Raw genomic sequence first — 22,966 nt, 5'->3', positions numbered from 1 at the left:
CCTCCGGTAATGCCATTGGCATATGCCAAAGCTCGGGCCACGAATTCCATTGCCAACCGTGCCCCTGATAGTGTCCCGCCTCAGTACAGCGAACACGAAAGGGCTTTGCACGTGCACAAAATCCTCACGGCCGCCACCCTCTCCCTTGCCACTCTGGGATTCATCATGATATCGATGCCGGCCGGCCAGGCACTGGGGTGATGCGGTGAAAGGGCGGCGCCCGAGACCACGGTCAATTCCCCGAGGCTAGGGCGCCGCTCTCCGTCCGCCACCCGCCCCCGAGACATACAGGCTCGCGCGGGCGGCCGTCATGAAGGCGGTTTTGTGGGGGTCGACGTGTTCGTTGACCTCCGTGTCGCCGATCTCGCGCCAGACGGCCTGGTTGAGGGCGCGGGCGTAGGACTGGACGGGGGCGTGGAGGCCGGGGTCGCAGAGGAGGACGAGGTGGCGCTCGGAGATCCAGAGGGCCGTCATGGTGTCCGAGGTGGCCGCGTACCAGGTCTCGTCCTCGCCCCAGTTCTCGGGACGGCTGTAGGCACGGCGTTCGGCTTCCTGGGCGCAGGCGAGGAAGTCCTTGACGGCCTGGAGCTGTTCGGCGCGGCGGGCCTCGCCGGTGGCCGCGGCCAGGCGGCGTTCCTCGGCCCGTTCGGCGGAGCGCTGGACGGCGCGCTGGGAGAAGGCGGTCAGGCCGCCGCCGAGGGCCACCCCCGCGAGGGCGAGGAGGGACGTCCATATCTGTACGGCCATGTGTCTTCCCGGGTTTTCGGCCATGGGGCCGGTTACGGCAGGTCCTTGCCCATCAGCGTGCACATCGTCTCGTACCGGCGCAGGGTGCCGTCCGGTTCCTCCACGTCCCAGGCGTCCGGTTCGCTGCCGAAGGCCACGTACCCCAGGCGCTCGTACAGGGCGCGGGCGCGCGGGTTGCCCTCCTCGACACCGAGTTCCGCGCGGTGCAGGCCGCGTGCGGCGATGCGGGCCTCGGCGGCGCGGACGAGGACGGTGCCGAGACCGCAGGACTGGAGGGCCGGCATGACGCCGAGCTGCCACAGCGTTCCGGCGCCCGCCCTGACCCGGTAGTCCACCCCGCCGATCGCCACGGGCAGATCCGCCGGCGTGCACACCGCGAGATAGTCCACCTCACCGGCCGCCGCACGCTCCAACGCGTGTTCCTCGTGGACCAGATGACGGGCCGACCCCGACCATCCGCAGTGCGGGAGATCGGCCACCGTCAGATCGCGGACCACGACGGGAAGTGTCACGGAGACAGCGGAGGAAGTCGTTCCGGACGCGGTTGCGGACGTGGGGACGCGGGCGGAATCGCCGGGAGGGAAGGACATGCCTCCATCCCAGCAGCCCGCCCGCCCACCGCCCACCGGTTTTCCGCCCGTCCGACCGTCGCCGCCCACCGGTTCTCCGCCCGTCCGGCCATCCGTCCGCCCGTCCGCCCGTCCGCAGGTCCGCCCGTCCGCAGGTCCGCAGGTCCGCAGGTCCAATTCCGCGCCCGCACGCGGGCGTTCCGCCCGCCCCCCGGGCTCAGGCCCTAAAATCGCGGCATGGCGCTGACCGTGAATGACGTGGACCGGTTCGAGGCGGCCAGGCCCCGCCTGGAGGCCATCGCGTACCGGCTGCTCGGGTCGGCGGCCGAGGCGGAGGACGCGGTGCAGGAGACGTTCCTGCGGTGGCAGGCCGCCGACGTGGGGCGGATCGAGGTGCCCGAGGCATGGCTGACGAAGGTGCTGACCAACTGGTGCCTCAATCTGCTGACTTCGGCGCGGGCCCGGCGCGAGACGTACGTGGGGCAGTGGCTGCCCGAACCACTGCTGGCGGGGGACCCCATGCTCGGGCCCGCCGACACGGCCGAGCAGCGCGACTCGGTGTCGTACGCCGTGCTCGTGCTTCTGGAGCGGCTGACGCCGAACGAACGGGCGGTGTACGTGCTGCGCGAGGCGTTCGACTATCCCCACCGGGAGATCGCCCGGATCCTGGACCTCTCCGAGTCGGCCTGCCAGCAGATCTTCCACCGGGCGAAGAAGCACGTCGCCGACGGTCGGACGCGGACCGAGATCGACGAGGCCGCAGCGCTGCGGATCGTCGAGGAGTTCCTGGCGGCGGCGACCAGCGGACGGACCGAACCGCTCGTCCAGTTGCTCACCCAGGACACGGTGGCGGTCGGGGACGGCGGGGGCAAGGTGCCCGCCCGTGCGCAGGGGTTCGCGGGGGTGCGGGCCGTCGCCACGTTCCTGCGGGGGCTGTTCAAGCCCAGCCAGGCCAAGCGGAACCTGCTCGGCGGCACCCCGGAGGTCTACGCGACCACGGCCAACGGCGAACCCGCCGTCGTCGTGGCCGTCGACGGCCGGATCGTCGGCGTCACCTGCCTGGAGGTCGGCCCCGAGGGCATCGTCGCCCTGCGCAGCCAGGTCAACCCCGACAAGCTCGTCCGGGCGAACGGCCACTGGGCCGCCACCCGCCGGGGCGAGGAACCGCTGTACGTCCTGTAGCCGGCACCGCCCGCCGATCGTGTGAGGCAGGTCACTCGACATGACTGTCAGGGATCGGGGCGCCGTCCGGTTCAGGGGGTGACACGACGCCGAACCACGGCGGAACCGCCCAGACAGGAGCCCGGACATGCAGCACCGCATCGTCGTCCTCGGAGCCGGCTACACCGGGGCCGTCGCCGCCGGCCGTCTCGCCCGGCGGCTGCGCCCCGAGGACGTGACCATCACCCTCGTGAACCCCGAGCCCGACTTCGTCGAGCGCGTCCGGCTGCACCAGCTCGCGGCCGGCCAGAAGCTCAAGGCACGCCCCTTCCGGTCGATGTTCGCCGGCACCGGCGTCCGGCTGAAGCTCGCCGGCGTCACCGCCGTGGACGTGGAGCGCAGGACCGTGACGGTCACCGCCGCGGACGGGCCGGGAGCGGGGGCGCAGGACGTCCTGGAGTACGACACCCTCGTCTACGCCCTCGGCAGCGGCTGGAACGACGGAGGCGTCGACGGCGTGGCCGAGCACGCCCACGACATCGCCGGACGCGCCGGGGCGCTGCGGCTCCGCGACCGGCTCGCCGCGCTGGAGGCCGGCCGGTCCGTGGTCGTCGTCGGCGGCGGGCTGACCGGTGTGGAGGCCGCCACGGAGATCGCCGAGGCGCACCCCCGGCTCGACGTCTCCCTGGCCGTACGCGGCACCCTGGGCGACTGGCTCTCGGAGAAGGGCCGCGCCCACCTGCGGAAGGTGACCGGCAGGCTCGGCATCACCGTCCACGAGCACACCGCCGTCGAGGCCGTCGGGCACCACCACGTCACCACCGCCGACGGCCGGAGCCTGCCCGCCGACGCCACCGTCTGGACCACCGGCTTCGCCACCCACGCTCTCGCCCGGAGCACCGCCCTGGAACTCGCCGAGGACGGCCGGATCGTCGTGGACGGCACCATGCGCTCGGTCTCCCACCCGGACGTGTACGCCGTGGGCGACGCCGCCCTGGCCCTCGGTCCCGAGGACAAGCCGCTGCGCATGTCCTGCGCCTCGGGCGTCCCCATGGCCTGGCAGGCGGCCGACGCCATCGCCGCCCGCCTCACCGGGACCGAGGTCCCCCAGGTCTCGATCCGCTACTTCAACCAGTGCGTCTCGCTGGGCCGGGGCGAGGGGCTGATCCAGTTCGTCACCGCCGACGACCGCTCCGTCGAACGCGCCCTCACGGGACGGTTCGCCGCCTTCTACAAGGAGGTCGTCTGCAAGGGTGCCGCCTGGGGCGTCGCCAACCCCACCCTGGGCCTGCCCACCCGGCGCCGCCCCGTCGTCGCCCCGGAGGCGCGCACCGCCCCGAGCCCGGTCCCGGCCGACGCACCCACCACCTGAACCGCACCCCCGACCCCCTGACCGGTGTTGGCGGGAACATGCCGAGGCAGTTTCCCGCCAGGTCAGGGACCTCGTGCGAGCCGATCACCGCCCGGACACTCGTCGCAACGCCGGGTGACACCCCTCACCCGGCGCCGCTACGAGGAGAGGGCAACGATGACAAGAGGTACCGCGCGACACGGCGCGGCCCTGCTGTCGGCCGGGCTCGCGTTCGCGCTCCTGCCCATGGCCGGCGCGTCCGCCGCGCCGGCCGCGCAGAGCGCCGCGCCCGCCCCGGCAACCAAGGCCGCCCGCGCCGCCCACACGGTGACGCTGGTGACCGGCGACAAGGTGACCGTGAGGGACATCGGCGGCGGCCGGCAGACCGTCGACGTCACGCGTCCCCAGGGTGTGGACGGACTCGTCCGGACCCAGGTCGTCGACGGACGGATCAGCGTCATACCCGACGAGGCCCGGCCGTATCTCGCCGCCGGCACGCTCGACCGGCGGCTCTTCGATGTGACGGGCCTGCTGGAGCAGGGGCTCGCGGACACCAGGGCCGACGCCACCCCGCTGATCGTCACCTACCGCGGCAAGGCCGCCCGCGGCACCGCCGCCGCGCCCCGGGGCGCGGAGCGCACCCGCACGCTGGGGGCCATCGGCGGTGCCGCGCTCGACGCGGACAAGGGCCGCGCCTTCTGGAACGACCTGACCACGAAAGCCGGTTACTCCTCCGGCATCGGCAAGGTCTGGCTGGACGGCCGGGTGAAGGCCGACATGGCGGAGTCCAACGCGCAGATCGGCACGCCCGAGGCGTGGGAGGCCGGGCTGACCGGCAAGGGCGTGAAGGTCGCGGTCCTGGACACCGGCTACGACGCCTCGCACCCCGATCTCGCCTCGCGCGTCACCGAATCGAAGTCGTTCATCGCCGGCCAGGAGGTCGCGGACCGCCACGGCCACGGCACCCACGTCTCGTCCACGGTCGGCGGCTCCGGCGCCGCCTCCGACGGCAAGGAGAAGGGCGTCGCCCCCGACGCCACGCTCGCCGTCGGCAAGGTCCTCTCCGACGAGGGCTACGGCGACGAGTCGCAGATCATCGCGGGCATGGAGTGGGCGGCCAAGGACATCAAGGCCAAGGTCATCTCCATGTCGCTCGGCTCCGACACCGGCAGCGACGGCACCGACCCGATGGCCCAGGCGGTGAACACCCTCTCCGAGGAGACCGGGGCGCTGTTCGTCATCGCGGCGGGCAACGCGTACAGCCCGGGGACGATCGGTTCGCCGGGCGCCGCCGACTCCGCGCTCACGGTCGGCGCCGTGGACGCGAACGACCGCCGGGCCGGCTTCTCCAGCCAGGGCCCGCGCCTGGGCGACAACGGCCTCAAGCCGGACGTCTCGGCGCCCGGCGTGGACATCCTCGCCGCCCGCTCCTCGCTGACGGAGGGCTCGGGGGCGTACACCGCGATGAGCGGCACGTCGATGGCGACGCCGCACGTCGCGGGCATGGCCGCGCTGCTGGCGCAGGAGCACCCCGACTGGACGGGGCGGCAGCTGAAGGACGCCCTGATGTCCTCGTCGAAGCGGCTGGACGCCTCGGCGTACGCGATCGGCGCGGGCCGGGTCTCCGTCCCGGACGCGATCGCCGCGCGGGTGACCGCGACCGGCAGCGTGGACCTCGGCATGTACTCCTGGCCGTACGAGAACAACAAGCCGGTCACCCGGACCGTCACCTACTCCAACGCCTCCGGCACGGACGTCGTCCTGGACCTCGCCGTGCAGGGCGGCGCCGCCGGCCTCGCCACGCTCGCCGACACCACGCTCACCGTCCCCGCGCACGGCACCGCCTCCACCACCGTCACGGGCGACGGCGCGAAGGGCGCCGTCGGCACCAACTCCGGGCAGATCACCGCCACCTCGGGCGGCACGGTCGTCGCGCACACCGCGTTCGGCCTGGTCAAGGAGGAGGAGCGCTACACCCTCACCGTCCACGTCAAGGACCGGGCCGGAAAGCCGACGGCAGCCGGTCTGAGCTTCATGCAGCTCGCGAAGGGCGCCCTGCCGGGCAGCGCCGAGGTCGGTGAGTCCGGCACGGTCAAGCTGCGCCTGAAGCCGGGCTCCTACTACCTGGACACCTTCCTCGACGTGCCCGGCGTCCACGGCACGGACTCCCTGGGCCTCGGCTACCTCTCCTCCCCCGAGGTCACGCTCGACGGCGACCGCGAGATCACCCTCGACGGCAGCACGCTCCGCGAGGTCGGCACCCGGGTCGCCAAGGACACCGAGCCGCACCAGACGCTGATCCAGTACGACCGCAACGCGGGCGGCACCGACGTGTACGGCATGGTCCTCATGCCCATCGCGTACGACACTCTGCTCGCCGCGCCCACCGAGGAGGTCGAGGACGGCACGTACGCCTTCCGCACCACCTGGCGCGAGGGGCAGCCGCAGGTCGTCACCAAGGGCGTCGAGGAGTCCTGGAACCAGCCCGGCTCCACCGTGCTCCCGGGCCGCAACCGGCTGGCCCTGGTGAACGCCGGGGCCGGTGCGCCCGCCGACTACGCGGGCCGGAACGTCACGGGCAAGGCCGCCCTCGTGCACGTCGACGGCACGCTGACCCCGGCGCAGATCGCCCAGGCCGCGCAGGACGCGGGCGCCAAGGCGCTGTACCTCACGGACGACGCCCCGGGGCGCCTCAACACCGTCTTCTACGACGAGGCGGGCAACGACCGCCCGATCCAGATCACCAGCGTGAACGCGGCGGACTTCGCCCGGCTGCTGACCATGGAGCGCCACGGCCGGAAGGCCGAGACGACGGGCACGCCGCGTGACACGCTCGACTACGTCTACGACCTGTCGAAGGGCTACCGGGGCGCGATCCCGGACCGCAGCCTGGTCTTCGCCCCGCGCGCGAACCAGCTCGCCACCGTCGACACCACCTACTACGGCGACAAGAAGGCCGCCGGCTCCGAGTTCCGCTACTCCGTCGACCCGTCCTTCCGGGTCGCGGGCGGCTTCCAGGAGGCGCGGACGTTCCCCGGCCACCGCACGGACTACGTGTCGGTCGAGGACGGCCAGCAGTGGCACGAGTCGGTGAACATCGGCGAGAGCCTGGAGCAGCGCAGCGGCCTCGTCACCTACCCGGCGGGCAAGCGCACCGAGCTCAACTGGTTCAAGCCGGTCTGGCACCCGTACGGCGGCAGCGGTCTCGGCTGGGGCCAGCAGCGGCGGGGCAACTCCCTCCAGTTCAACATCCCCGGCTGGGGCGACTCCGGCCCCGACCACACCGGATTCGGCGACCCGTACAGCTCCACCGCCGGCACCACGCAGTACACCGAGGCGTGGGTCGACGGCGAGAGCGCGGGCCGCAGGCTGGGCAGCACCGCCCAGTTCGGCGTCACCGACGGCTCCGAACTGCCCTTCAAGGTGGCCACCGACACCGCACTCGACCCGAAGGTCTGGGGCATCGGAACCACCGCGCACAGCGAGTGGACCTTCCGCTCGGCCGAGACCCCGAACGACCGGTACACCTTCCTCCCGCTGATCAACCTCGACTACGCCCTCGACACGGACCTCGCCGGCACGGTCAAGCCGGGTTCCCGCCTCCCGATCGGGCTGTCCGCCGCGTACGTCAAGGACGCGGCCGGCACCGGCACCCTGGGCGGCGGCACCCTCCAGGTCTCCTACGACAACGGCACGACCTGGAAGTCCGTCGCCCTGAAGGGCTCCGGCGCCTCCTGGACCGGCACCCTCACCGTCCCCCGCGACGCCGCCTCGATCTCCCTCAGGGCCGGCGCCAAGGACAACAAGGGCGGCACCGTCACCCAGGAGATCATCCAGGCGGTCAACGTCCGCTGACCCGCCCCCGAGGCACCCGCCTCACCTCACGAACCGGAGCCCGGCACGGACCCTTCCGCGCCGGGCTCCGGCGTCTCCGCCCGCTCCCGCGACCGCCGCCGCAACGGCGCCGTCGCCCACATGACCAGTGCGATCACGCTCAACAGCACCGCCCCGCCGATCACCAGCGGAAACAGCCCCATGATGACGAACCCCAACAGCAGTTCACCCCAGGACGGGTCGTCGCCCATGGTGCTTCCGGCCAGTTCCATGATCCTCATGACGCGAGGCGGGGGCGGGTGGTTCCGGAAGGGCCGGCTTCGCAGCGCTCCTCAGGACGGCCGGGCCGCCCACGTATCGCCGAGGAGCACGTCGAGCGGCGGAAGGCGCACCGTGCGCAGGGGTGCCGTCAGCCACGCCGGGTCGATCACCGCCCCCGTCACGCGCTCCATCAGCGCGAACGACTCGGCGCGCAGGCTCTCCAGATGGAAGTCGACGCCCTGGGCCCATCCGGGGATCACCGGGGCGGGGTCCATCCACGCGGCGTCCTCCAGATCCGCCGGGTCGAACATGCCGTCCACCTGGCCGTCCACCGCGTACAGCACCTGGCTGACTCCGTTGACCGACGTGGAGACGCTGAAGAACTCTCCCCCGCCGGCCGAGGCACGTGCGCCGATCTCCGGAAGACTGCCGTGGTACCCGGACTCGACGGTGAGGACGTGCCGGTCCAGGGTGACGACCCCCAGCAGGGCGTGGTCCTGGTAGAGGTGTTGCGCCGACTCGTCGGCTGCCTCGTCGAACGTCATCCGCCGCGTGTCCCCGGGGTCCCCGCCGAACGCCCGCACCACGTCGTCCTCGGTCGCGCCCGAGATCACCGAGAACGTGTACGCCATCAGGTCGTCGCTCTCGGCCCAGGCGTACCGGGCGACGGTCTCGTCCCAGTCCATGGCCCTCCGTCCGTGCGCGAACGTCGGTCGCGCGGCAGGAGTTTTAGAGGTCGTTTTCATCTTGAGTGCCATTCTTTAGGTCGGTTTGCGCCTCTCGTCGAAGTGTTGCTGGTGGGGCTGTAGTGGTCGTTCTGTCTGGTGGGGCCGGTGGTGTGTCAGGTGGGGCGGGAGCCTGCTCGCGCCTGTCTCATTCCAGGACGCCCAGGTCTGTCCCGTGCTTCGACACGGCGGGTTGCACGCCTGGGCGCACGCCCCCAGCTGGCGGTATGCCCAGTTCATGACGGAACGACGTGCGTATCCAAGTGACTTGTCCGATGCGCGCTGGGAGTTGATCGAGCCGGTGCTGTCCGCATGGCGCTTCGAGCGCCGTGGTCGGGCCCTGGACTTCGGCCGGCCTCCACGGCACGACCTGCGCGAAATCATGAACGCGATCCTCTACGTGGACCGCACCGGCTGCCAGTGGGCCTATCTCCCACATGACTTCCCGCCGCATCAGAGTGTCTACGGCCACTTCGCCAGGTGGCAGAAGGACGGTGTCTTCGCCCAGCTCAACGGCCTGCTCAGAGAGCTGGTGCGCCAGCAGGAGGGGAAGAGCGCCGAGCCGACGGCCTGCGGAAAGTCTGGGTCGACGGCGGCTACCGCCAGCACCTCGTCGAACACGCCGCCGCCCTCGGCATCGACATGGAAATCACCGCCCGCAAGCCCGGGACCCGGGGCTTCACACCCATCCCGAAGCGGTGGGCGGTCGAGCGGACCTACGGCTGGCTCATGCTCCACCGCCGCCTGGCCCGCGACTACGAAACCCACCCACACCGCTCCGAAGCCATGATCCACCTCGCCATGACCGACCTCATGGCCCGCCGCCTCACCGGCGAAAACACCATCTCCTGGCGCGACCCGACACCAGCACATCAAAGCCGCATACCAGGATGAAACAACAGGATGAAACGACCTCTTAGACATCGTTGCATTTGGGCGATTGATCTCCATCGCCGCTATGAACGTAAGCCCGAGCACCTCCTCGCCTTCGCCGGGATCGCAGCCACCCTCATCTGTTACCGCCAGCTCACGCCGTGACGCACGTACCGATCGCCCAGATCAGCGCCACTGTGGCGGGATGTTCTGCATCTGTTTCAGCAGGTCCCAACCCTCGCGCTTGTGCTTGCGCTCCTCCAACTGGCTGCCCCACGGGGCCCCCTGTCCCACCCAGTATCCGCGGTAGTTGCGCAGGCCCATGACGCTGGCGTCCCCGACATCGGGCTCGTTGTTGCAGCAGGGACAGATGGCAGCCTCATTCGGCCAGCCCCCCTGCCAGAACACCTCACCCTCAAAACCACAGACCCGGCAGACAGTCTCCGTCTCGTCCTCTGCGCTCGTCACGTCCGCAGTCTAACGATCACCGCCAAATGCAACGACGTCTTAGTGTGCGACCTGGCACTGACATCCGGCCCCGGGGATGATCGCCCCATGGCGGACGTCATCTTCCTCGATCTCGACGGCACCCTGGTCGATCACCGGCGCGCGGTCTTCGAGACCATCGGCCGGATCGCCCGCGAGTCCCCGAACGCGACGGCCCCGACGGGGGAGTTGGCGGACCTGTGGTGGGCGCTGGAGGCGCGGTACATGGGGGAGTACCTGGCCGGGGAGTGCTCGTTCGGGGAGCATCACCGGCGGCGGCTGCGGGCGTTCCTGCCGGTGCTGGGGAGGTCGTGCCGGACGGAGAGGGGCTGGACGCGTGGATAGCGGAGCGGTATCTGGCGCCGTTCGCGGAGAACTGGCGGTGCTATCCCGATGTGCTGCCGTGCCTGGAGGAGTTGAGGGGGCTTGAGGGGCGGCCCCGGCTGGCCGTGCTCACCAACGGGAACGCGGGGCAGCAGCGGGCGAAGCTGGAGCGGTTCGGGCTGCTGGACTACGTGGAGGCGGTGCTGACGCCCGCCGAACTGGGGGTGGCGAAGCCGCACGCGTACGCGGCCGCGTGTGCGCGGATGGGGGTGGAGCCGGCGCGGGCGGTCAATGTGGGCGATGTGCTGGAGGGCGACGCGCGGGCGGCGGTGCGGGCCGGGCTGACCGGGGTCTGGCTGGACCGGGGCGTGGACTTCTATACGGGCGGCCCGTCGCCTGAGGCGGACGGCTCGGACCTGCGGATCGGGGCGCTCACCGAACTGACGGCCGCGCTCGCACGCGCGACCGCCTGACGGGGGCGTCCGTCAGGCGGTCGGGGCGGTGGTGATGCGGTACGGCGGGGGGGGCGGCCGGGTCAGCGGACCGGGTAGCCGAACTCGTAGCCCTGCTCCCGCAGCCACGGCAGGACCTGGCGGAGCGCTTCGAGGGTCTGGGAGCGGTCGCCGCCCGCGTCGTGGAAGAGGACCGTCGGGCCGTTGGCGATCTCGCTCTTGACCGTGGAGACCATCGCGTCGACGCCGGGGCGCTCGAAGTCCTTCGTGTCGACGTTCCAGCCGAGCGGGCGCATCCCGTGGGAGGCGGCGAGGTGCCGGCTGTACGGGGTGAAGGCGCCGCCCGGGGCGCGGTAGTACTGCGGGCGGACCCCGCCGGACGCCTTGGTGATCATGCGCTCGGCGTCCAGGATCTCCTTCGACTGGTACGCCTCGGACTTCTTGTCCATCGCGGTGTCGTGGGAGACGGTGTGGTTGCAGAGCTTGTGCCCGCCGGCCACGACCGCCTTCACCAGGTTCGGGTACGCCTCGGCCTGCGTGCCGACCATGCAGAACGTGGCCTTGACCTTGTTCTCCTTGAGGAGCTCCAGCACCTGCGGGGTCCAGCGCGGGTCCGGGCCGTCGTCGATGGTGATGTTGACGCCGTGCTCGCCCCGGTCCGAGGCGTGCGCGATGTCCTCCGCGACCTTGACGACCTTGTCCCCCTCCGCCTCCTCGTGGTGCTCGGCGGCCGGCGAGGAGACACCGGCCTGCGGCGTGCCCTCGGCCGGGTTGGCCTGCGCGGTCCACAGCGAGGTCGCCGCGGCCAGCGCCGTCACCCCGAGCGCCGCGGCCATCAGCCGGAAGTGCCCTGCTCTGCCCTTGTGCTTCGCCATGTCCGCCCCGCCCCTTGGTCGCCGTCACCGATGCCGTGCACCCATCAAGACATGCGAACAGGCCTTCGAGATAGCACGGTTACCGATCACGGACAATTCTGCAGGGCCGCTGCGACAGAGACGGCGGTTCCGCGACAGTGTCGGACGGTTTCCCGCACCGGTGCCAAAGGGCTCGCGCCCGCCGCGACCTGGGACGTCGTGCCCCCCGCCGTCCCTCTCCCCGGCATGCGGCCGGGCCGTCACCACGAGGGTGCCCCGGGCCGTTCCTTCCGTACGGGGCCCGCCGCCCGCATCCTTGACCGGTGACGACACCGACATCCCTTTCACGCCCCGCCCCCGAGGTCCTCCGCTACACCGCCTTCTCCACCGACCCGGCGGGCGGCAACCCGGCCGGCGTCGTGCTGGACGCCACCGGGCTGTCCGACGCCGAGCAACTGGCCATCGCCGCCCGGCTGGGCTACAGCGAGACCGCGTTCCTGACCGCACCCCCGGCGGAGCTCCGCGGCCGGGAACGCGCCTTCACCGTCCGGTACTTCTCACCGCTGGCCGAGGTGTCCTTCTGCGGACACGCCACGATCGCCACCGCCCTGGCCCACGCCGAACGCCACGGCCCCGGCGAGCTGGTCCTGGCCACCCCGGCCGGGACGGTTCCGGTCGAGGTGGTGCGGGGGCCGGACGGGACCCTGCGGGCGACCCTCACGAGCGTGGAGCCCTCGGTCCACGCGGTGGCGCACGAGGACGTCGCGGAGGCGCTGTCGGCCCTGGACTGGGAGGCCGCCGATCTGGATCCGGCGCTGCCGCCCCGGATCGGCTACGCGGGCGCCCGGCACCTCGTACTGGCCGCCGCGACCCGGGAGCGGCTCGCGGCGCTCGCGTACGACTTCGAGCGGCTGAAGGCGTTCATGACGCGGCTGGAACTCACCACCCTGCAACTGGTGTGGCGGGAGTCGGAGTCGGTGTTCCACGTGCGCGACCCGTTCCCCGTCGGCGGGGTGGTCGAGGACCCGGCGACCGGCGCGGCGGCGGCGGCCTTCGGGGCGTACGCGCGGGACCTGGGGCTGGTCCCCGAGGAATCCGTCCTCCTGCTGCACCAGGGCGCGGACATGGGCCGCCCCGGCGAACTCCGCGTCGAACTGCGCGCGGGTGACCCCCGGGTGCGGGTGAGCGGGGCCGGGGCCCGGATCGAGGCGTAGGACGCCGGGATCGAGGCGTAGGACGTCGGGGCGCGGTGCCGTTCGGCGGGCACCGCGCCCCGCCGTGAGATCGCGGCAACCCCGGCGCAATGAAATGCGGCGGAAACCTTCGGGACCTCGGGACGAAACGCGCACGGGTCACGCTCGCAGTCGCCCGCACCCCCGAGGAAGGAACGCCCATGGCCCGCGTGACCGTGGCGGCGGCAGGGCTCGACACAGGTGACACCGCCTGGCTGCTCGCCGCCACCGCGCTCGTCCTGCTGATGACGCCCGGACTGGCCCTGTTCTACGCCGGGATGGTCCGGACGAAGAACGTACTCAACATGCTGATGATGAGCTTCGTCTCGGTGGCGCTCGTCACCGTCGTCTGGCTCCTCGCGGGCTACGCGCTGGCCTTCGGGGACGACGCGTTCGGCGGGCTCGTCGGCGACCTCCGGCACGCGGGGATGGCGGGCATCGGGCCCGGCAGCCTCACGGGCGGGGTCCCCACGCTGCTGTTCACCACGTTCCAGCTGACGTTCGCGATCCTCACCGCCGCGCTGATCAGCGGGGCGGTCGCGGACCGCACCCGCTTCGCGGCCTGGCTGGTCCTGGTCCCGGTGTGGACGCTCCTCGTGTACGCCCCCGTGGCGCACTGGGTGTGGGGTCCGGGCGGCTGGATCAAGGAGTCGCTGGGCGCGCTGGACTTCGCGGGCGGGCTCGTCGTGGAGATCGCGTCCGGGGCGTCCGGGCTGGCGCTCGCCCTGGTCGTGGGTCCGCGCATCGGCTTCCGGAAGGAGGCGATGCGCCCGCACAGCCTGCCCATGGTGATGCTCGGCGCGGGCCTCCTCTGGTTCGGCTGGCTGGGGTTCAACGGCGGCCCCGCGCTCGCCGCCGACGGCCTGGCGGCGGCCTCCGTCCTCAACACCCTCGTGGCCGGCTGCACCGGACTGCTCGGCTGGCTCTTCGTCGAGCAGCGGCGCGACGGCCACCCCACCACCTTCGGCGCGGCCTCGGGCGCGGTCGCCGGACTGGTCGCGATCACCCCGGCCTGCGGCACCGTGGGCGTCCTGGGCGGGGCCGCGGTTGGACTGGCGGCGGGCGTGGTCTCTCGTACGCGGTCGCCTGGAAGTTCCGCCTCGGCTACGACGACTCCCTGGACGTCGTCGGCGTGCACTTCGTCGGCGGGGTCGTCGGCACCCTGCTCATCGGCCTGTTCGCCACCGCCACGATGACCGGCGGCGCCGAAGGGCTCCTCTACGGGGGCGGGTTCGGCCAGCTCGCCCGGCAGGCCGTCGCCGTCGTCGCCGTGGCGGCGTACACCTTCGGCATGACGTACGCGATCGGCCGGGCCGTCGACCGCGTCATGGGGCTGCGCGCCTCGGCGGAGGAGGAGTTGACGGGCCTGGACCAGACACAGCACGCGGAGAGCGCCTACGATCACGGCGCCCTGGGTCACGGTGCCGCGCCGGCCGTGACCGTCCGGCCGGCCACGCTCCCCCCGCTTCCCCAGGACAGGAACCCCGCCCCATGAAGCTGATCACCGCCGTCGTCCGACCGCACCGCCTCGACGAGGTGAAGACCGCCCTCCAGGAACTCGGCGTGCACGGGCTCACCGTCACCGAGGCCGGCGGCTACGGCCGGCAGCACGGTCACACCGAGGTGTACCGGGGCGCCGAGTACCGCGTCGACCTGGTTCCCAAGGTCCGCGTCGAGGTCGTCGTCGCGGACGCGGACGCGGAGGCCGCCCTCGACGCGATCACCGGCGCGGCCCGCACCGGCCGCATCGGCGACGGCAAGGTGTGGGTGCAGCCGGTCGAGACGGTCGTGCGGGTCCGCACGGGCGAGCGGGGCCCGGACGCTCTGTAGGACGGTGCCCGGTCCCGCCGGATTCGGGACCGGCCCCCATCGCGCCTGCGGACCACTCGTCCTGGCGCAGCCACCCGCCGGGACCGGCCCGCCGGGACCGGCCCGCCGGACGCCGTCGGACCACCGGACCCCGCCCGGGCACCGGACCCGGCCAGGCCCCGACGGACCCGCCCCCGTCAGCGCAGCAGCTTCAGCGGTACCGCGTCGGCCATCGCACGGGCGCCCGCGTCGTTCGGGTGGAGGTGGTCGCCGCTGTCGTACGCGGCGAGCAGCCGCTGCGGATCGGCCGGGTCGCGCAGGGCCCGGTCGAAATCGATGACGCCGTCGTAGACGCCACTCGTGCGCAGCCAGCGGTTGAACGTCTGGCGGGCGGCCTCGTTCTCGGCGCTGTAGAAGCCGAGGGTGTCCCCCTTGAACGGCAGGATCGTGCCGCCGTACGCCTTCAGTCCGCGCGCGTGCGCCCGTGCCACGAGCTGCCGGTGGGCGTCGATCAGGTCCTGGGCCGACACCCGTTCGGAGAGGGGAGCGACGGTTCCGGGGTGGCCGAGGTCGTTCACCCCCAGGAGCACGAGGAGATGGGACGCGCCCGGCTGGGAGGCGACGTCGCGGTCGAAGCGGCGCAGGGCGCTCTGGCCGAAGTAGGCGGCGAAGTTCTCGGCGTCGGATCCGGCGGGCGGATTGGGGTCGTGCAGCAGGCGGTTGCCGCTGACGCCCTCGTTGAGGACGCCCCGCGCGTACGCCGGTCCGGAGGCGGTCCGCAGGCGCTCGGCCAGCAGATCGGGCCAGCGGTGGTCGGCGCCCGGCTCGGTGTTCGCGCCGTCCGTGATGGAGTCGCCGAGGGCGACCACGGCGGAGGGGCGCGCCGCGCCCCGGGCCCCGCCGCCGCTCACGCTCACCCCGGTGAGGAAGTACCAGCGGTCGGTGGTGGCGGTGGCGTCGATGGCGGAGCGGGCGGTCACGTCGCCGGGGGCGAGGTAGTTCTGCCGCTGGGCGAAGGCGTGGAGCGTGGTGCCGGGGGTGCGTTCGGGCAGATGGATGCTGACGACGAGGTCGCTGCCCGCCCCCACCCGCAGCTCGACCGGGTCGCTGAGCAGCGGGGAGCCCGCCGGGACCGTCACCGACGTCCGGCCGCCGAAGGTCACCGGCCGGTCGGTGCGCGGGTCGGTCCGTGAGTCCGGGCCCCCGGGCGCCGGGCGGGCCACCCGGACCTGCCCGATCACCAGGGGCCGGTCCCCGAACTCGTTCGACAGCCGCAGCCGCACCCGGTCACCGCCGAGGCTCAGGTGCACGACCTGCCGGATGGTCTGGTCCTCGAACACGGTGGTGTCGGAAGCGGGCCGCCCGGTGGGCGTGGTCGCCCAGGTGCCCGTCCACGGGTCCGTGGCCGCTCCCCGGCCGGCCGCGGCCGTCTGCGCGGGGTGCGGCCGGGGCGCGGCGGCGGCCGGCTGCACGGTGGCCAGCAGCAGGGCCCCGGCCACCAGGGCCACGATCCGTGCGCCGGCCCGGCGGGCGCGCGGCCCGCTCCGGGGCGCCGGTCGTCCGTGCCGTCGTGCGGAATGCGTATCCATCCAACTCTCCTGTCGGGTCGTCCTACGCGCGGCGGGCGGGGCGTTCGAAGCGCCAGCCCTGGGACCTGAGCAACGGCACGAGACGGTCGACGGCCTCGACCGTCTGGCTGCGGTCGCCCCCGCCGTCGTGCAGCAGCACCACCGAGCCGGGGGTGATGCCCTCCTCCAGCCGGCGGACCAGTTCGTCGGTGCCCGGCGGCTCCCAGTCGCCGACCGCCAGCCGCCAGCCCAGCGGCTGCATCCCCAGACCGCTCGCCACCTGCGGGCTCTGCCCCCAGCTCCCGTACGGGGCACGGAAGTACGGGATGCGCGCGCCCGGGGCCGCCCGGCGGATCTCGGCGTTCGTCCGCTCCAGATCGGCCCGGATCCGCTCCGGGGGCCAGGAGGCCAGATCGTCGTGGTTCATGGTGTGGTTGCACAGCGTGTGCCCGCCCGCCACGATCGCCCGCACCAGCTCCGGGTGGGCCCGCACGTGCTCGCCCCACAGGCAGAACACCGCCTTGACGTGGTGCGCCCGCAGCACCGACAGCAGCCGGGGCGTCTCGGTGGGGTTCGGCCCGTCGTCGAAGGTCAGCGCGACCGTACGGCCGCCGTGCCGGGTGGAGTCGACGATGCCGGTGCCGGCCTGGTCCGCGCGGGCGGTCCCGGTCACCGTCAGCGCGCCCAGGCACATCCCGCAGGTGAGCAGCAGCGGGGCCACCCGGCGGGCGAGGCCGCGACGCCGGGCGGAGGCTCCGCGTCGGCCCGTGCGCCCGCCCGCGCCCCCGCCTCCCCCTCTGCTCCCGTTCCCGTTCCCGTTCCCGTTCGTGCTCTTGTTCCTGTTCACTACCGCCCCCACGCCGAAAGTTTCGAGTGTGATACCGATCGAGCGAGGAGAACCTAGGGACGCCCCAGGCCCGCGTCAAGAGGGCCCGATTTCCGTACGGGGGCGTCGAATCCGCAGGTCAGAGGCGGGTTCTCCGGGGCTCGCCCGGTGGAGAACCCGGCAGATTCCTCCACCGTGGCGGGTCCGGCCGCCCCTCCTCCCGACACACGTCGGATGACCTGCGCGAACACGGCGTGAGAACGTCTGACCACCGCACCGCCGGGCACGTCCGGAACCGGAGGAGGGACATGCGCGCACCGCACGCTTTCGATCCTGAACTCGCCGCCGCACTGGCGCTGATGCCCGAGGTCGACCTCTCCGACCTCGCCGCCGCGCGGGCCGCCCAGGCCCGGCAGCTCGCGGTCGCGCTGGCCGCGTCGGACAGCGAGGGCGTGGACATCGAGGAGCTGCGCGTCCCGGGGCCGCCGGGCGCCCCGGACGTGACGCTGCGCCTGCACCGGCCCCGGCTCCGCAGGCGCGGGGCCGAGCCGCTGCCCGTCGTGTACGGCATCCACGGCGGCGGCTTCGTCCTCGGCTCACCGGACGTGGACCACGACTGGAACCTGCTGCTCTGCCGGGAGCTGGAGGCGCTCGTCGTCTCCGTCGACTACCGGCTCGCGCCCGAACACCCCTACCCCGCCGCCCTGGAGGACTGCTACGCCGGGCTGTGCGCGCTGGCGGAACGCGCCGGCGCCCTCGGGGCGCGCGCCGACCGGATCGCCCTGTGGGGCGACAGCGCCGGAGCCGGTCTGGCCGCCGCGCTGACCCTCCTCAGCCGGGACCGGGGCGGCCCCGCGATCCGCTTCCAGCACCTGTGCAGCCCCGCGCTCGACGACCGCCTGGAGACGCCCAGCGCCCGGCTGTTCACCGATACGCCGGTGTGGAACCGGCACCACGCCCGCCTCAGCTGGGACGCGTACCTGGGCGGCCGGACGCGGGCCGGTGCGCCCGTCCCCGTCTACGCCGCCCCGGGCCGTGCCCCGGCCGCCGCGCTGACCGGGCTGCCGCCCGCGTACATCTCGGTCATGGAATTCGACCCGCTGCGGGACGAGGGCATCGACTACGCGCACGCGCTGGCCGCCGCCGCCGTCCCCGCCAGGATCCGCATGCTCCCCGGGACCTTTCACGGGGCCTGGGCGGTCGACCACGCGGCCGTCATCCAGGACGCCACCCACGAGGCCGTCTCGGTGCTCGGCGCGGCGCTGGGGCGAGGGTGAAGGGGCGGGCGTGGCCGGTCGCGCTCCAACCATGCGCCGAGCGAGGCTGGTTGAGGGGCCGCCCCGTGCCTCACCCCCGCTCCGGTGGCTCCCCCGCGTCCGGCGCCTCCGCCAGCCGCAGGGCGTACAGCGCGAGATGGGCGCTGAAGCGGTCGTGGGGGTCACGGAGGTTCCAGCCGCACTCCTTCTCCACCCGGGCCAGCCGGGCGGCCACCGAGCTGTGGTGGAGGTGGAGTTCGGCCGCCGCCTGGCGCAGGGTGCCGGTGCGGCAGAACGCCGACAGCGCGGCCAGCAGCGCGGCGCCCTGCCCGCCCCGCTCGTCCCGGGCCAGCCGCCCGAGCCCGCGCACGTCCGGCTGGGCCCGCAGCCGGTCGGCCGGGACATCGGCCAGCAGCGCGACCGGCCCCAGCTCACCGTGGTCGGCCACCGCCTCCAGCGGGTCCCCCGCCACCGCGAACCGCAACGCCGCCCGCGCCTGGCACCACGAGGCACGCGCCTCCAGCGGACCGGCCGCGCCACCGACCCCGACCCGGATGCCGGGCGCGTCCCGCCCGTGCCGGACCGTTCCGTCCCCCGCGCGGGTCCGCAGCGCCTCCCGCAGCCGGGCCGCCGGATCGTCGTCGGCATCTGTCCCGGGCCCGTCGTCGGCGGGCTGGACGAGCGCGGCGCCCAGTGCGCCGACCCGGGCCACCCGGACGGTGCCCATCGGGGCGCCACGTCCGAGCAGGGCCACGGCTTCCACGCCCGGGTCGGCGCCGGGGCGAGAGGCGACGGCGATGACGCGCAGGCCGGTGTCGGGGGAGAACCCCAGCAGCCGGAGGGCGCGGACGCGGTCGGGGACGTCCTCGCGGCCGGAGAGGACGAGTTCCACGAGGGCCGGATCGGCGGGGCGCAGGCCCGGCGGCTGCCAGGGGCGGCCGGCCAGCACCCGGGCGGTGATGGCCATCCACTCCAGGACGAGTTCGTCGAAGGGCTCGGGGGCGCCGGGCCGCTCCAGCCAGACCGCGCCGGACGGCTCCAGCGCCACCCGGCCCGAGACCTGGACGGGCGCCCCGCGCAGGGCCGCGCCGCCGGGACCGAAGCGTGCCGCGCGCCCGTCGGGGAGTTCCAGCCCCGCCGCGCACCCGGCCAGACCCGCCGTGGACCGCGCCAGGGACACCGGGTCAGGACCGCCGCCGAGCAGCGCCTCGAAGTGGGCGATCACGCGCACGGCGGTGGCGGCGTCGGCGTCCAGCGCCGAGAGCCGCAGCAGCAATCCCTTCACAGCGGGCAGTCTAGGAAGGACAGGGACATGACCAATAGATCCATGACCGGCCGAACCGCGACCCCGGCCGGCCCCCTCGCGCACCTCCGGAGGACGCCTCCGCGCACCCCGCGCGAACCGGCCGCCGCCCGTGGCCGGATGCCGGGGCGGAGCCCGTTCGGGCGCCGGCTGGCCGCGCTGTTCGGCGGGGTGCTGCCGCTCCTCTCCGCGCTGCTGCTCGCCGTGTCGCCCCCGGCCTCCGCCGCCTCGCTGACCGAGGTGACGGACTTCGGCGCCAACCCCAGCGGCCTGCGCATGCACCTCTACGTGCCGGCCTCCGCCGGGGCCCGCCCGCCCGTCCTGGTGGCGGTGCACTACTGCACGGGGTCCGGCCCGGCCTTCTACTCCGGTACGGCGTTCGCCTCGCTCGCCGACCGGTACGGCTTCCTCGTGATCTACCCGTCCGCCACCCGCAGCGGCAACTGCTTCGACGTCTCCTCCCCGCAGGCGCTGCGGCGGGACGGCGGCAGCGACCCGGTGGGGATCCGGTCGATGGTGGGATACGTCCAGCAGCGCTACGGCGCCGACCCCGACCGTACGTACGTCACCGGCGCCTCCTCCGGCGCGATGATGACCAACGTCCTGCTGGGCGACTACCCGGACGTGTTCAAGGCGGGCGCGGCCTTCATGGGCGTCCCGCACTCCTGCTTCGCCACCACGGACGGCTCGGGCTGGAACAGTGCCTGCGCCAACGGCACGGTGGACCGCACCCCGCAGCAGTGGGGCGACCTGGCCCGCGCCGCGTACCCGGGCTACAGCGGTGCCCGGCCCCGGATGCAGCTCTGGCACGGCACCGAGGACGCCACCCTGCGCTACCCGAACTTCGGCGAGGAGATCGACCAGTGGACCCATGTCCTCGGCGTCTCCCGGACCCCGGTCTCCACCGACACCCCGCAGGCCGGCTGGACCCGCACCCGGTACGGGGCGACCGGTGACCGCGCACCCGTCGAGGCGATCAGCGTCCAGGGCGTCGGCCACAGCCTGCCCCTGTCCGGCATGGAGGCGCGCGCCATCACCTTCTTCGGCCTGGACTCCACCACCCCGACCGACCCGGACCCCGACCCCGGCACCGACCCCTCGGCCTGCCGGGTCGCCGTCACGACCAGCGCCTGGAACACCGGACTGACCGCCTCCGTCACCCTCACCAACACCGGCGCCACCCCCCTCAACGGCTGGTCCCTCACCTTCGCCCTGCCGCCCGGCCAGACCCTCACCTCCGGCTGGAGCGCCACCTACTCCCCCACCACCGGCACCGTCACCGCCACCAACCTCCCCTACAACGCCTCTCTCGCCCCCGGCGCCTCCCTCCAGATCGGCTACCAGGCCACCCACACCGGCAACACCGCCGCTCCCACGGCCTTCCGCCTGGGCACCACCACCTGCACCACGACCTGACCCCCGCGTTCGAAGCGCCCGCCCGGCCGGGTTTCCGGCCGGGCGTCTTCGCGTTCCCGGACGGGCGCTCACTCCCCGCTCAGCAGCCCCGCCTCCAGCGCGACCACGACGGCGCGGGTGCGGTCGCTGACGTCGAGTTTGGCGAAGATCCGGAGGAGGTGGGTCTTGACGGTGGCCTCGCCGATGAAGAGGCGGCGGCCGATGTCGCCGTTGGAGAGGCCGTCCGCGACCGCCCGCAGGACCTCGGCCTCGCGGGCGGTCAGGGTGACGGGCGCGGGGCGGCGCATGCGGGCGACGAGGCGCTGGGCCACGCGGGGAGCGAGGACGGTCTCGCCCCGGGACGCGGTGTGGATGGCCTCGACCAACTGCTCGCGGGTGGCGTCCTTGAGGAGGTAGCCGGTGGCGCCGGCCTCGACGCCGCGCTCGATGTCGGCGTCGGTGTCGTAGGTGGTGAGGATGAGGACGCGCGTGGGGGCGTCGCCGGCGACGATGCGTTCGGTGGCGCCCACCCCGTCGAGGACGGGCATCCGCAGGTCCAGGAGGATCACGTCGGGGCGGAGCCGTTCGACGAGGCGCACCGCCTCGGCGCCGTCGCCGGCCTCGCCGACGATCTCGACAGTGGGTTCCGAGGAGAGCAGGGCGACCAGACCGGAGCGCATCACGGTGTGGTCGTCGGCCAGGACGATCCGCAGCGGGGGCGGGGGTCCCGCAGGTCCTTCGGTCATGGTCACACCTGTCCGTCGAGGGGGAGCGGGATGGTGGCGAGGACGCGGGTGCCGTCCCCGAGCGAACTGGTCACGGTGAGGCCGCCGCCGAACTCCGCGAGCCTGCGCCTCATCCCGTCGAGGCCGAAGCCCCGGGCCTCCTTGACGACGAACCCGCGTCCGTCGTCGGTGATCTCCAGCTCGACGGTGTCGGCCGCCTGCACCAGGACCAGCCCGACCGTGGTGGCGCCCGCGTGCTTGCGGACGTTGGCCAGGGACTCCTGGGTGCAGCGCAGCATGGCGATCCGGGCGGGCCGGTCGCACGCCACGTCGTTCAGCTCCGCCGTCACGGCGAGCCCGGTGTCCTCGGCGAAGCGGTCCAGGGTGCGGCGGAGCGTCGTCGCGAGGGAACCGGGGTCGGCGGCCCCGCCCGCCGGGGCGGAGCCGACCAGGATCCGGGCCTCGGCCAGGTTCTCCCGGGCCGTGCGCTCGATGGAGCGGAGCTGCTGGGCGCTGCGGGCGGTGTCCACGTCGAGCTGGGCGGCGGCCGCCTCGGCGAGCACGATGATGGAGGCGAAGCCCTGGGCGAGGGTGTCGTGGATCTCCCGGGCGATGCGTTCGCGTTCCTCCGCCGCGCCCTGGCGCTGGTACATCTCGGCCAGTTCGAGGCGGGTGCTCGTCAACTGGGCCCGCAGCACCGCCCGTTCGTCGCGCTGGGCCAGGGCCCGGGGCGTCAGCAGCGCCATCACGACCGCGACCGCCCAGACGGCGGCGGAGGAGATGGCGTTCGTGAGGAACACCTCCGCGCCGCCGCCCTCCCGCAGGCTCCCGCCGACCGTGATGGCCACGGCCCCGAGACCGGTGAGGACGACGACGCCCCGGGGACTGTCCGAGAAGACGAGGAACTGGGCGAGCATCACCGTGTAGAAGACCCCGTATCCGTCGCCCAGATACGCCAGTCCGCCCAGCACCACGACGAGGACGCCCAGATACCCGTACGGCCTCAGCACCCGGTTTCCGGGGCGCAGCCGCACCGCCGCGTAGCAGAGGGCCAGTGCGGCCGTCAGCGCGAGGATGCCGAGTTTGCGGTCCGCCGGGGTGCCGCCCAGCGTCGTGATCAGGACGACGAGGGCGGTCAGGCCCCAGGACAGGGCCTCCCATCCGTGGAGCACCCAGATCCAGACCGGATCGCCCCGCCGGGGCCGCTGAAGCATG

At 73.4% G+C, this 22,966-nt stretch carries 20 protein-coding genes and 2 pseudogenes; 11 read left to right on the top strand and 11 right to left on the bottom strand.

What is annotated here, in order from left to right:
- Positions 1–246: 246 nt before the first annotated feature.
- Together ACWCXC_RS03540 and ACWCXC_RS03535 are read right to left on the bottom strand one after the other, a co-directional pair.
- The gene (locus tag ACWCXC_RS03540; protein ID WP_450681454.1) at positions 247–747 is read right to left on the bottom strand and encodes a hypothetical protein; all 501 of its coding nucleotides are present in this window, start codon (positions 745–747) and stop codon (positions 247–249) included.
- Between the two features lie 32 nt (positions 748–779).
- Entirely contained in the window at positions 780–1,259 is a 480-nt protein-coding gene (locus ACWCXC_RS03535) for a GNAT family N-acetyltransferase (protein ID WP_450886328.1), read from the bottom strand.
- A gap of 294 nt (positions 1,260–1,553) precedes the next feature.
- On the opposite strand from ACWCXC_RS03535, the gene ACWCXC_RS03530 reads away from it, so the two are divergent.
- The 3 genes from ACWCXC_RS03530 to ACWCXC_RS03520 all read left to right on the top strand — a co-directional run bounded on the left by ACWCXC_RS03530 (position 1,554) and on the right by ACWCXC_RS03520 (position 7,683).
- A complete protein-coding gene (locus ACWCXC_RS03530) occupies positions 1,554–2,498 on the top strand; it encodes an RNA polymerase sigma-70 factor (protein WP_450681452.1) in 945 nt (314 codons plus the stop codon).
- A 127-nt stretch (positions 2,499–2,625) separates the two neighbouring features.
- Positions 2,626–3,849: an NAD(P)/FAD-dependent oxidoreductase gene (locus ACWCXC_RS03525; RefSeq protein WP_450886326.1), complete on the top strand. Its 1,224-nt coding sequence runs from the start codon at positions 2,626–2,628 to the stop codon at positions 3,847–3,849.
- A 156-nt stretch (positions 3,850–4,005) separates the two neighbouring features.
- Positions 4,006–7,683, top strand: a complete 3,678-nt coding sequence (locus ACWCXC_RS03520) for a S8 family serine peptidase (RefSeq protein WP_450886324.1) — start codon at positions 4,006–4,008, stop codon at positions 7,681–7,683.
- A 26-nt stretch (positions 7,684–7,709) separates the two neighbouring features.
- On the opposite strand, the gene ACWCXC_RS03515 is transcribed toward ACWCXC_RS03520, so the two are convergent.
- Together ACWCXC_RS03515 and ACWCXC_RS03510 are read right to left on the bottom strand one after the other, a co-directional pair.
- Positions 7,710–7,934, bottom strand: a complete 225-nt coding sequence (locus ACWCXC_RS03515; protein WP_450681449.1) for a hypothetical protein — start codon at positions 7,932–7,934, stop codon at positions 7,710–7,712.
- A 60-nt stretch (positions 7,935–7,994) separates the two neighbouring features.
- Entirely contained in the window at positions 7,995–8,609 is a 615-nt protein-coding gene (locus ACWCXC_RS03510) for a DUF6461 domain-containing protein (RefSeq protein WP_450681448.1), read from the bottom strand.
- Between the two features lie 277 nt (positions 8,610–8,886).
- Between ACWCXC_RS03510 and ACWCXC_RS03505 the strand changes: the two are divergent.
- Positions 8,887–9,542, top strand: a pseudogene (locus ACWCXC_RS03505) (transposase).
- Positions 9,543–9,707: 165 nt separating this feature from the next.
- Here the strand turns inward: ACWCXC_RS03505 and ACWCXC_RS03500 are convergent.
- The gene (locus ACWCXC_RS03500; protein WP_450681447.1) at positions 9,708–9,989 is read right to left on the bottom strand and encodes a hypothetical protein; all 282 of its coding nucleotides are present in this window, start codon (positions 9,987–9,989) and stop codon (positions 9,708–9,710) included.
- 87 nt (positions 9,990–10,076) lie between these two features.
- On the opposite strand from ACWCXC_RS03500, the gene ACWCXC_RS03495 reads away from it, so the two are divergent.
- Together ACWCXC_RS03495 and ACWCXC_RS03490 are read left to right on the top strand one after the other, a co-directional pair.
- Positions 10,077–10,352, top strand: a complete 276-nt coding sequence (locus ACWCXC_RS03495; RefSeq protein ID WP_450886321.1) for an HAD family hydrolase — start codon at positions 10,077–10,079, stop codon at positions 10,350–10,352.
- Positions 10,319–10,804: an HAD family hydrolase gene (locus ACWCXC_RS03490; protein ID WP_450886319.1), complete on the top strand. Its 486-nt coding sequence runs from the start codon at positions 10,319–10,321 to the stop codon at positions 10,802–10,804. Before ACWCXC_RS03495 ends, ACWCXC_RS03490 begins: the two co-directional genes overlap by 34 nt.
- Positions 10,805–10,866: 62 nt before the next feature.
- On the opposite strand, the gene ACWCXC_RS03485 is transcribed toward ACWCXC_RS03490, so the two are convergent.
- Positions 10,867–11,658 (bottom strand): polysaccharide deacetylase family protein, encoded by a 792-nt coding sequence (locus ACWCXC_RS03485; RefSeq protein ID WP_450681445.1) that lies wholly within the window; start codon positions 11,656–11,658, stop codon positions 10,867–10,869.
- A gap of 302 nt (positions 11,659–11,960) precedes the next feature.
- Between ACWCXC_RS03485 and ACWCXC_RS03480 the strand changes: the two genes are divergently transcribed.
- From ACWCXC_RS03480 to ACWCXC_RS03470, 3 genes and pseudogenes are all read left to right on the top strand, one after another.
- Positions 11,961–12,851, top strand: a complete 891-nt coding sequence (locus ACWCXC_RS03480; protein WP_450681444.1) for a PhzF family phenazine biosynthesis protein — start codon at positions 11,961–11,963, stop codon at positions 12,849–12,851.
- A gap of 179 nt (positions 12,852–13,030) precedes the next feature.
- Positions 13,031–14,364, top strand: a pseudogene (locus ACWCXC_RS03475) (ammonium transporter).
- Positions 14,361–14,699 (top strand): P-II family nitrogen regulator, encoded by a 339-nt coding sequence (locus tag ACWCXC_RS03470; RefSeq protein WP_450681442.1) that lies wholly within the window; start codon positions 14,361–14,363, stop codon positions 14,697–14,699. Before ACWCXC_RS03475 ends, ACWCXC_RS03470 begins: the two are co-directional and overlap by 4 nt.
- 176 nt (positions 14,700–14,875) lie before the next feature.
- On the opposite strand, the gene ACWCXC_RS03465 is transcribed toward ACWCXC_RS03470, so the two are convergent.
- Together ACWCXC_RS03465 and ACWCXC_RS03460 are read right to left on the bottom strand one after the other, a co-directional pair.
- Positions 14,876–16,267, bottom strand: coding sequence for an SGNH/GDSL hydrolase family protein (locus ACWCXC_RS03465; protein ID WP_450681441.1), 1,392 nt, complete (start codon positions 16,265–16,267; stop codon positions 14,876–14,878).
- A 22-nt stretch (positions 16,268–16,289) separates the two neighbouring features.
- Positions 16,290–16,967 carry a polysaccharide deacetylase family protein gene (locus ACWCXC_RS03460; RefSeq protein WP_450886316.1) on the bottom strand — a complete coding sequence of 226 codons (678 nt, stop codon included), beginning with the start codon at positions 16,965–16,967 and terminating at the stop codon, positions 16,290–16,292.
- A gap of 413 nt (positions 16,968–17,380) precedes the next feature.
- Between ACWCXC_RS03460 and ACWCXC_RS03455 the strand changes: the two genes are divergently transcribed.
- Complete coding sequence (locus ACWCXC_RS03455) at positions 17,381–18,349, top strand: alpha/beta hydrolase (RefSeq protein WP_450681439.1); 969 nt, start codon at positions 17,381–17,383, stop codon at positions 18,347–18,349.
- Between the two features lie 70 nt (positions 18,350–18,419).
- Here ACWCXC_RS03455 and ACWCXC_RS03450 read toward each other — a convergent pair whose 3' ends face one another.
- On the bottom strand, positions 18,420–19,613 hold the full coding sequence (locus ACWCXC_RS03450; RefSeq protein ID WP_450886313.1) for a PucR family transcriptional regulator: 1,194 nt from the start codon (positions 19,611–19,613) through the stop codon (positions 18,420–18,422).
- A 138-nt stretch (positions 19,614–19,751) separates the two neighbouring features.
- Between ACWCXC_RS03450 and ACWCXC_RS03445 the strand changes: the two genes are divergently transcribed.
- Positions 19,752–21,047: an extracellular catalytic domain type 1 short-chain-length polyhydroxyalkanoate depolymerase gene (locus ACWCXC_RS03445; RefSeq protein WP_450681466.1), complete on the top strand. Its 1,296-nt coding sequence runs from the start codon at positions 19,752–19,754 to the stop codon at positions 21,045–21,047.
- Positions 21,048–21,115: 68 nt separating this feature from the next.
- Here ACWCXC_RS03445 and ACWCXC_RS03440 read toward each other — a convergent pair whose 3' ends face one another.
- A complete protein-coding gene (locus ACWCXC_RS03440) occupies positions 21,116–21,772 on the bottom strand; it encodes a response regulator (protein ID WP_450886311.1) in 657 nt (218 codons plus the stop codon).
- A 2-nt stretch (positions 21,773–21,774) separates the two neighbouring features.
- Positions 21,775–22,965 carry a sensor histidine kinase gene (locus ACWCXC_RS03435; protein ID WP_450886309.1) on the bottom strand — a complete coding sequence of 397 codons (1,191 nt, stop codon included), beginning with the start codon at positions 22,963–22,965 and terminating at the stop codon, positions 21,775–21,777.
- Between the last annotated feature and the right edge of the window lies 1 nt (position 22,966).

Source organism: Streptomyces sp. NPDC001515, from assembly GCF_053597115.1.
The sequence above is the reverse complement of the archived record's forward strand: the minus strand, read 5'-3'. Positions and strand labels throughout refer to the sequence as shown.